General features: G+C 65.6%; 8 protein-coding genes and 1 pseudogene. 5 read left to right on the top strand and 4 right to left on the bottom strand.

From position 1 onward, the window contains the following. Positions 1-218: pseudogene (locus V5A53_RS10940) on the bottom strand (cupin domain-containing protein); the annotation flags it as partial. Positions 219-307: 89 nt separating this feature from the next. Here V5A53_RS10940 and V5A53_RS10935 point away from each other — a divergent pair. Further along, entirely contained in the window at positions 308-994 is a 687-nt protein-coding gene (locus tag V5A53_RS10935; RefSeq protein ID WP_332313647.1) for a Bax inhibitor-1 family protein, read from the top strand. Between the two features lie 24 nt (positions 995-1,018). On the opposite strand, the gene V5A53_RS10930 is transcribed toward V5A53_RS10935, so the two are convergent. Beyond that, entirely contained in the window at positions 1,019-1,228 is a 210-nt protein-coding gene (locus V5A53_RS10930; protein WP_332313646.1) for a hypothetical protein, read from the bottom strand. 133 nt (positions 1,229-1,361) lie between these two features. Between V5A53_RS10930 and thyA the strand changes: the two genes are divergently transcribed. The 3 genes from thyA to V5A53_RS10915 all read left to right on the top strand — a co-directional run bounded on the left by thyA (position 1,362) and on the right by V5A53_RS10915 (position 6,007). After that, positions 1,362-2,390 (top strand): thymidylate synthase, encoded by a 1,029-nt coding sequence (thyA, locus tag V5A53_RS10925; protein WP_332313645.1) that lies wholly within the window; start codon positions 1,362-1,364, stop codon positions 2,388-2,390. After that, a complete protein-coding gene (locus V5A53_RS10920) occupies positions 2,387-2,878 on the top strand; it encodes a dihydrofolate reductase (RefSeq protein ID WP_332313644.1) in 492 nt (163 codons plus the stop codon). The genes thyA and V5A53_RS10920 overlap by 4 nt, the downstream gene beginning before the upstream one ends. Positions 2,879-2,944: 66 nt before the next feature. Continuing rightward, positions 2,945-6,007 carry an FAD-linked oxidase C-terminal domain-containing protein gene (locus V5A53_RS10915; protein ID WP_332313643.1) on the top strand — a complete coding sequence of 1,021 codons (3,063 nt, stop codon included), beginning with the start codon at positions 2,945-2,947 and terminating at the stop codon, positions 6,005-6,007. A 9-nt stretch (positions 6,008-6,016) separates the two neighbouring features. On the opposite strand, the gene V5A53_RS10910 is transcribed toward V5A53_RS10915, so the two are convergent. Both V5A53_RS10910 and V5A53_RS10905 read right to left on the bottom strand, forming a co-directional pair. After that, on the bottom strand, positions 6,017-6,433 hold the full coding sequence (locus V5A53_RS10910; protein ID WP_332313642.1) for an HIT family protein: 417 nt from the start codon (positions 6,431-6,433) through the stop codon (positions 6,017-6,019). Positions 6,434-6,553: 120 nt separating this feature from the next. Then, positions 6,554-6,697: a hypothetical protein gene (locus tag V5A53_RS10905; protein WP_332313641.1), complete on the bottom strand. Its 144-nt coding sequence runs from the start codon at positions 6,695-6,697 to the stop codon at positions 6,554-6,556. A gap of 38 nt (positions 6,698-6,735) precedes the next feature. On the opposite strand from V5A53_RS10905, the gene V5A53_RS10900 reads away from it, so the two are divergent. Then, on the top strand, positions 6,736-8,046 hold the full coding sequence (locus V5A53_RS10900) for an RNA-guided endonuclease InsQ/TnpB family protein (RefSeq protein ID WP_442928692.1): 1,311 nt from the start codon (positions 6,736-6,738) through the stop codon (positions 8,044-8,046). The last annotated feature ends 6 nt before the right edge of the window (positions 8,047-8,052 follow it).

Raw genomic sequence — 8,052 nt, 5'->3', positions numbered from 1 at the left:
TCGGCGTCGTTGGCCTGCTCGCCGCCGACGACGAGGTAGACCTCCTCTTGGCCGTCTGCTTCATGCGAGTGGTGTTTGCCCTTCCCGCCGGGTTCCAGTTCCAGTAGCGTGATGCCGAGGTTCTCGCAGTCGAGCGGGCCGCGGAAGAACCACATACCGCCGTACTCCTCGGGGACGACGCTGTCGATGTCGTCGGTACTCGCGGTCGAATAATCCATGCGCATGGATTCCGCACGATAGGACTTAAATATCCGTTGCGGCCGTGACGGCCGCTATTTATAAGCGGCGTGCGAGCGGACCTCCGGGCATGGGACAAGCCTACTCCACGCGAACCGGCACGGCACATCCGAAGTTCAGGGAGGTCGGCCTGCCGGCAGCGGCGCTCATCGGGCTCAACGTACTGTTGATGGCCGTCGTCGCGATGACGCCGCTGGCGGCGATAAACGACCTCCTGTTCGGGGTCGCACCTATCGTCGGTCTGCTGGTGTTCGGTATCGTCCTGACCGCGGGGAACTACCTCGCCGAGAAGGGCCTCGAATCGGGCGATATGGGCAGGGCCTACGCCGGTATCGCGCTGTTGCAGGCCGCCTACGGCGTCTTCGGCGGCGGCATCGTCGCCACAGTCAGCTCCCAGAGCGCTCGTGCGCTGCTCGGCGTCACTCTCGCTATCACCGTCGCGATGACGGTCGGAATCGCGGCCTACGTCTACGTCCGCGACAAGGATTACAGCCACTGGAACACGTGGTCGCTGGGGGCGTTCGTCATTGGCGCCGTGCTGGTGTTCGTCGGGACCTTCGTCACGCCCGTCCTCATCGGCGGCTTCCTGTTCATCTTCGCCGGCTTCACGCTCCGTCTCGGCTACGAGATCTGGCGCGTCCGGGACGGCTATCGCGGCGACCAGCCGCTCATCCACTCGCTGGGCATCTACGTGGCGTTCACGGGTGTGTTCGTCCACGTCCTGCAGATCGTCCGGCAGTTCGTCCTCGAACGGTAACCGACGGCGTTGGCGACCGTTTTTCTACTCGTCTCGGTTCCGCGCTTCGAGCGCGGCCGCGATGCGCTCGTGTGCTCGGATGAATCGCCACAGCAGATACAATCCCAGTAGCCAGACGACGACTGAGGCACCGAGCAGGAGTTGCTGGGCGACGAGGACGCTGTAGGCGAGGATGACGATGCCGGCGATGGCGAGGCCGACGAGGAGTTGCTCGTCGTCGGGGTCGGAGGGCATGCATCCGCCGACAGCGCCGCCGGCAATAAATCCTTTCGCACCGCTTGCGCCGGATTCGTCGCGTTTCGGCCGCCGTCCGGTTGGCCGTTGACGGAACCTTTTACCTACTGCCGGGCAGATTCGGTAGCAACGAATGCGCCAGTATCACGACCTCGTCTCGAACGTCCTCTCGGGTGGGACCTACAAGCCGAACCGGACCGGCGTCGATACGGTCGCCTCCTTCTCGCACCACTACGAGGTGGACCTCGCCGAGGGCTTTCCCCTGCTGACGACGAAGCGGATGGACGGCTACCGCTGGAACTCACTCATCCACGAACTCCTGTGGTATCTCTCCGGGGAGGAACACATCCGCAATCTCCGCGAGGAGACGAAGATCTGGGACGCGTGGGCCGACGGGGACGGCATGCTCGATACCGCCTACGGCCGCTTCTGGCGGCGCTTCCCGGTCCCCGACGACACGAGTCGGCTGCCCGGTGAGAGTTGGCCCGACGAGACCCACCGCTGGACCGACACCGAGACGGCACCGAACGGCGAGGAACGACAGGTCTTCGACCAGATCCAGTACGTCCTCGATACGCTCGAAGAGAACCCCAACTCCCGGCGGATGGTCGTCAACGCGTGGCATCCGGCCAACGCCGCGGTCTCGACGTTGCCGCCCTGTCACTACACCTTCGTGTTCAACGTGCAGGGCGACCGCCTGAACGTCCATCTCACCCAGCGCTCGGGCGACATCGCCTTGGGCGTCCCCTTCAACCTCGCGGCCTACTCGATTCTCGCCCACGCCGTCGCCAACCGCACCGACTTCGAGGTGGGGTCGTTCGGCCACACCATCGTCGACGCTCACGTCTACTGCGGGCAGGGCGACCGCGGCGAATGGTACGGCGAACACCTCCAGGAACTCCAAGAGCGGCTGGCGAACGTCGACGAGCGCGCGGAGTACGCCGATGTCCGCGGGTGGCTCGAAGAGACGGCGCCGGCCGAAGCCGAGGGCGAGGAGAACTACGACCACGTGCCGAACCTGCTCACCCAGTTGACCCGAGAGCCACGCGAGCGGCCGACCCTCGAGGTGGCGAACGAGCCGCTGGACGAACTCGAATACGAGGACGTTCGGCTCGAAGAGTACGACCCCGCGCCGGGGCTTGATTTCGCGGTCGCCGAATGAAGCTCTCGCTTATCGCTGCGGTCGCGGAGAACGGCGTCATCGGCGTCGACGGCGACATGCCGTGGCACTACTCGGAGGACCTCCAGCACTTCAAGGCGACGACGATGGGCCATCCCGTCGTCATGGGCCGAACCACCTACGAGTCCATCGCCTCGCGCCTCGGTGGGCCGCTGCCGGGTCGAACGAATATCGTCCTCTCGGGTCAGGAGTCGCTCGATTTACCGGCAGGGGCCGTCCACGCTTCGGAGACCGACGAGGCCCTCGAACTCGCCCGTGGGGCTCTCGACGAAGGCCAGGAGACCGTCTACGTCGTCGGCGGTGCGACGGTCTACGAGCAGTTCATCGACGAGGCGGACGAACTGGTGATTACGGAGGTGCCGGAGTCGCCCGAGGGGGACACCTACTTCCCCGAAATCGGCGAGGAATGGACCGAAACGGCCCGCGAGGACGGCGACGAGGTCACCTTCGTCACCTACGAGCGAGACTGACGGCTCGTTGCGGCGGTTCCGTCCCCGACTACCGGGGTTTTAGACGCCGGGGCCAGTAGGCAACGTATGGCCACGGAGGGTGGAGACGAGCGGATCCGCGTCGACCCGGCCGCGGACGACCGCGCCGACTACGACTACACCGGGGGGTCGGTCGACCGGTCCGGATTGGTCGCCGACCTCGAAGCGCTCATCGACGGCGAGGTCCGCTTCGACGAGTTCACACGCACGCTGTATGCGACCGACGCCTCGGCCTACGAGGTGACGCCGATCGGCGTCGTGTTCCCGACCGACACTGCCGACGTCGTCGCGGTGATGAACTACTGCGAGGAGCGTGCCATTCCGGTGCTTCCCCGTGGCGGCGGCACGTCGCTGGCCGGTCAGACGGTCAACGAGGCCGTCGTGCTGGATTTCACCCACCACATGGACGGCCTCGTCGAGGTCGATGCCGACACGCGGGAGGCGACCGCCCAACCCGGCGTCCGACTCGGCGACCTCAACGCCGAACTCGCCGACGAGGGCCTGAAGTTCGCGCCGGACCCGGCGTGGGGCGACAAGAGCGCCCTCGGTGGCGCAATCGGTAACAACTCGACGGGCAGCCACTCGCTGGTCTACGGCAAGACCGACGCCTACATCGAGGAGTTGGAGGTCGTCCTCGGCAACGGTACCGTCCACCGGTTCGGCGAGATAACTATCGAGGAGTGGCGCCGCCGCGCCGACCCCGACACGTTTCTCGGGCGGGTCTACGCCGAACTGCTCGACATCGCCGAGGAGAAAGCCGAGACGATACGCTCGGCGTATCCGGAACTGAAGCGGAACGTCTCCGGGTACAACCTCGACCGCCTCGTCGAGGAGTACCGCGCCGTCCAGCAGGGCGACCGCGAGACGGTCAACCTCGCGCGGGTCTTCGCCGGCAGTGAGGGCACCCTCGGCATCGTCACCGAGGCCACCGTCTCCCTGGAGCCGATCCCCGAGACGAAGGCGATGGCACTGCTCGCGTACGACGACCTCATCACCGCGCTGGAAGACGTCTCCGCTATCCTCGAGTTCGACCCCGCCGCCGTCGAGGTGCTGGACGACGTGCTCTTGGACCTCGCCCGGGAGACCTCCGAGTTCGGGGAACTCGTCGAGGAGACGCTCCCGGAGGGAACGGGAAGCGTCCTGCTCGTGGAGTTCTACGCCGACTCGGATGCCGAGGGCCGACAGCGGGTCGCGGAGTTGCTCGCCGACCGTCAGCCGGAGACGGACGTCGAGGCGGACGCCGACGGTATCGAGGACGCCGAGGCGACCGACGCGCCCGTTCGAGCCTTCTACGCCGCGGAGGCTCACGCGGAGGCCGACCGCGAGCGCTTCTGGAAGCTCCGGAAGTCGGGGCTCCCGATTCTGCTCGGCCGGACGACCGACGAGAAACACATCAGCTTCATCGAGGACACCGCCGTCCCGCCGGAACACCTCCCGGAGTACGTCGCGGATTTCAAGGAGGTACTGGCGGAGAACGACACGTTCGCGAGTTTCTACGCCCACTCTGGGCCGGGCTGTCTGCACATCCGGCCGCTGGTGAACACGAAAACCGTCGACGGCGTCGAGCGGATGCGGGCCATCGCGGAGGGGGCGACGGACCTCGTGCTCGAATACGACGGCAGCGTCTCGGGCGAGCACGGCGACGGTCGAGCCCGCACCGAGTGGAACAGGAAACTCTACGGCGATGAGGTCTTCGAGGTCTTCCGGAGCCTCAAGAACACGCTGGACCCGTGGTGGCTCCTCAACCCGGGTCAGGTCTGCGGGGACGTCGAGATGACCGAGAACCTCCGGTTCGACCCGGACTACGAGTTCGACCCCGGTTTCGACCCCGTCCTGCAGTGGGACAACGACAACGGCTTTCAGGGGATGGCCGAGTTGTGTCACGGCTGCGGCGGCTGTCGCGGCCCACAGGAGACGACCGGCGGCGTCATGTGTCCGACCTATCGGGCGGCCGACGAGGAGATACAGAGCACGCGCGGCCGGGCGAACGCCCTCCGTGCGGCGATGAGCGGCGACCTCGACGTCGAGGCGACCGACCCCGAGTTCGTCGCGGAGGTGATGGACCTCTGTGTCGGCTGTAAGGGCTGTGCCAACGACTGCCCGAGCGAGGTCGACATGGCGAAACTGAAAGCCGAAGTCGAGTACGCCAACAACAAGCGACACGGCACGTCCCTTCGCGAACGGCTCTTCGCCGAGATCGACTGGACCGCCAAATGGGGCAGTCGCCTCGCGCCGCTGGCCAACCGCGTCGACGCGATTCCCGGGGCACGGACGCTACTCGAGAAGACCGTCGGCATCGCACGGGAGCGTGCGCTGCCGACCTTCCGTCGGGAGTCCTTCGTCGACTGGTTCGAGGCGCGTGGCCCTGCAGTCCCGGTCGAGGAGGCCGACCGGCGTGCCCTCCTGTTGCCGGATACCTTCACGAACTACACGAACCCCGAGGTGGCGAAGGCGGCGGTACGAGTCCTCGAAGCCGCCGACGTACACGTCGAAGTGCCGGCTGTGGGGTCGAGCGGTCGGGCGGCCTACTCGAAGGGCTTTCTGGGGGCGGCGGCCGAACGCGCCGAGGAGGTCGTCACCACGCTCGCGCCGCGCATCGAGGACGGGTGGGACGTCGTCGTCTGTGAGCCCTCCGACGCCGTCATGATTCAGGACGATTACGCGTCGCTCGTCTCAGGTGCTGCCGTCGACCTCGTCGGCGAGTACACCTACAGCGTCTGTGAGTATCTCGATACCCACCGCCTCGACGAGGCCTTCGATATCGACCCCGACGCCGAGGCGGCGCCCGACGAGGCGCTCGTCTATCACGGCCACTGTCACCAGAAGGCGACCAAGCGCGACCACCACGCCGTCGGCGTGTTGCGACGGGTCGGATACGAGGTCGAACCGCTGGATTCGACCTGCTGTGGGATGGCCGGGTCGTTCGGCTACGAGGCCGAACACTACTCGATGAGTCAGGCCATCGGCGAGAACCTCTTCGAGCAGGTCGATGCCGTCGACGCCGACCCCGTCGCGCCGGGGGCTTCCTGCCGCACCCAACTCGGCGACCGCGAGGACGCCGAGACGCCCGACCACCCGATCCAGCGCATCGCGGCCGCTATCGAGGGCTGACGACCCGGGTCAGGCCGTTATCTGGCGCAACCGCTCGGCGAGCCGTTCGGCCTGGTCGTGGTCCAGTGTTCTGCGGGGCAATGCCAGCGAGACGTCGTCGCCTTCCCATCGTGGCAACAGGTGAACGTGTGCGTGGTCGATGGTCCCGATGAGCGGCCCGGTGGTGTGGATGGTGCTGAACCCGTCGACCCCGAGATCGGCCTGGAGCGCCTCGGCGACCGTCCCGACCGTCGCGAAGACGGCCTCTCCGACGCCGGTAGTGAGGACGCCCGTGACGTGTCGCTTCGGGATGACGATGACGTGCCCCTTGACGGCCGGGTTGGCATCCAGAAACGCAACGGTCTCCTCGTCCTCATACACGCGGTGGTCGTCGGTATCGCCCGCGGCGATGCGGCAGAACTCGCAGTTGGGTGCGTCGTCGGGCATGCCCCGACCAAGCGCCGGGACCGACTTAGTCACGATGGGTGCTAGCATGACACGTTGCGAGCGGAAGCCCACCCCTTCAGGGGTGGGTGTAAGCGACAGCATGACTCGGCAATCCACGCGCTATTGCTCGTCTGGATGTTCCACCGCTTCCAACCCCGCTTCGATAATCTCCCGATAGGCTTCTTCAAGGGGTACATCCTGCTGTTCGGCGTAGTCTTTCACGCGCCCGTTCAACGTGTGCGAGATGTCGATGTTCGGTCGCATCGGCTGTGTCCAAAAGACATTTAGACATAGGAATATAAATGTCTGTTGTCGTGAGGCGAACCAACACGTTCGCGGTACGCCCGCTCTCCGCCGAGGACGAGCAACTGCTCCGCGACCTGTTGGACGCCTCTGCCAGCCTGTGGAACGAACTCACCTACGAACGTCGCCAGAACTTCTTCGATGGCGAATCGGTGTGGGACACCGACGACTACCGCAAACAGTACGTCGGCGTCCTCGGCTCCGCCACCGCCCAACAAGTCATCCGTAAGAATAGTGAAGCGTGGCGATCGTTTTTCGCTGCCCGAAAAGATGGCGAGGACACCGCCCTGCCGGGCTACTGGGGCAACGAGGACGACGGCAGGGAGTTGCGGACGTATATCCGCAACGACCAGTACACTCTCGAGATCGGCGAGCGGAGTCGCCTCGAAATCCCCGTCGGCCAAGACCTGAAAGACGAGTACGGCCTTGGCTACCACGACCGTCTGCGCCTCGAAGTCACTGGCGACCCGAAGTGGGACGGCGAACCGGGGCGGTTGGAACTGTACTACGACGAGGTGGACGACACGTTCAGAGCCATTCAACCCGTCACCGTGCCTGATTCTCGACGGGATTCACCATTAGCCGAGGAATCGGCTGCGCTGGACGTGGGTGCGAACAACCTCGTCGCCTGTACCACCACGACCGGCCAGCAGTACCTCTACGAGGGACGCGACCTGTTCGCCCGCTTCCACAACACCACCGAGGAAATCGCCCGCTTGCAGTCGAAACTCCACGAAGGTCGGTACAGCAGTCACCGGATTCGACGACTGTACCGCACGCGGACACGACGACGCGACCACGCACAGGACGCGCTCGTCCGCGACTTGATGGAACGACTGTACGGCGAAGGCGTTGCCACCGTGTACGTGGGCGACCTCACCGACGTCCTCTCGAAACACTGGTCGGCACGGGTGAGCGAGAAAACGCACCAGTTCTGGGCGTATCGCTCGTTCATCAACCGTCTCGCTACGACTGCCGAGGAGTACGGCATCGCGGTCGAAGTCGAGTCAGAAGCGTACACGACCGCGGAGTGCCCGGTGTGTGGCGAGCGCGACGAGACAGACCGGAACGGCGACGTGTTCCGGTGTTCGTGTGGCTACGAGGGCCACGCCGACCTCGGCGCTTCGCGGACGTTCCTCGAACGACAGGCTGGCAAAGACGTCGGGTCGATGGCACGGCCCGTGCGCCTCAAGTGGGACGACCACAACTGGTCGGAGTCACCACGCTCTCCCGAGAGGGTCAGTCCCAACGAGGAGCGCACAAACCGGAGTACCGGCGACGGGAAACTTGCCTCCGTGGGTACGGCATAGCCAACA

The organism is Natronomonas sp. (assembly GCF_036625485.1).
In the GTDB taxonomy this organism is placed as follows: domain Archaea; phylum Halobacteriota; class Halobacteria; order Halobacteriales; family Haloarculaceae; genus Natronomonas.
This window is presented reverse-complemented; position numbering and strand designations above follow the sequence as displayed.

Bases quoted from the DNA above. Each gene is read 5' to 3' on its own strand.
- V5A53_RS10935 (WP_332313647.1), top strand. From the start codon at position 308: ATGGGACAAGCCTACTCCACGCGAACCGGCACGGCACATCCGAAGTTC.
- V5A53_RS10930 (WP_332313646.1), bottom strand. From the start codon at position 1,228: ATGCCCTCCGACCCCGACGACGAGCAACTCCTCGTCGGCCTCGCCATC.
- thyA (WP_332313645.1), top strand. From the start codon at position 1,362: ATGCGCCAGTATCACGACCTCGTCTCGAACGTCCTCTCGGGTGGGACC.
- V5A53_RS10920 (WP_332313644.1), top strand. From the start codon at position 2,387: ATGAAGCTCTCGCTTATCGCTGCGGTCGCGGAGAACGGCGTCATCGGC.
- V5A53_RS10915 (WP_332313643.1), top strand. From the start codon at position 2,945: ATGGCCACGGAGGGTGGAGACGAGCGGATCCGCGTCGACCCGGCCGCG.
- V5A53_RS10910 (WP_332313642.1), bottom strand. From the start codon at position 6,433: ATGCCCGACGACGCACCCAACTGCGAGTTCTGCCGCATCGCCGCGGGC.
- V5A53_RS10905 (WP_332313641.1), bottom strand. From the start codon at position 6,697: ATGCGACCGAACATCGACATCTCGCACACGTTGAACGGGCGCGTGAAA.
- V5A53_RS10900 (WP_442928692.1), top strand. From the start codon at position 6,736: ATGTCTGTTGTCGTGAGGCGAACCAACACGTTCGCGGTACGCCCGCTC.